The organism is Streptomyces thermocarboxydovorans, from assembly GCF_039524635.1.
GTDB lineage: Bacteria > Actinomycetota > Actinomycetes > Streptomycetales > Streptomycetaceae > Streptomyces > Streptomyces thermocarboxydovorans.
On sequence record NZ_BAAAGU010000170.1, the window covers coordinates 1 to 520 of the forward strand.

Annotated in this window: 1 protein-coding gene; it reads left to right on the top strand. The window is 71.0% G+C overall.

Translation table 11 applies throughout. The annotated features are described in order from the left end of the window. Positions 1-123: 123 nt before the first annotated feature. Positions 124-520 (top strand): GAF domain-containing protein (locus ABD198_RS30620; protein ID WP_344008005.1); only part of this gene is annotated, 397 nt, incomplete at its 3' end.

A 520-nucleotide genomic window follows, 5' to 3' on the forward strand; every position in this document is an offset into this window, starting at 1 on the left:
GCCGATCTCGCGGACGGTGACGAACCTCCCTCCGGCCCGCTGACAGGCCCAGTGCCGCTGCGCCGTGTGGCACAGCAGTCCGTGCTCCGCGGCTGCCCCGAGAGCACGATGACGCTGAACGATGTGACCACATACCCACCCGGCTCCCCGCTGGTGGAAAGCCTGATCGCAGGCCGGCCCGCCATGCTCGAGGTGAACGACTCCACCATCACCCGCTGGACGGCCCACCCCGCGCGCCTGGAGGCTCTGCAGCGCACCTACGGATTCCATTCCATGCTCCTGGTACCGATCCGCGGACGCGGCGCCACCCTGGGCACAGCGGCCTTCTTCCGTCATCAGCGCCCGGATCCGTTCACCCACGACGACCTGCTGCTGGCCGAGGAGATCACGGCCAGGGCCGCCGTCTCCATCGACAACGCCCGCCGGTACACGCGCGAGCGCACCACCGCCGTGACGCTCCAGCGCAGCCTGCTGCCGCGGAAGCTCCCCGACCAGGCGGCGCTCGAAGCCGCGTCCCGCT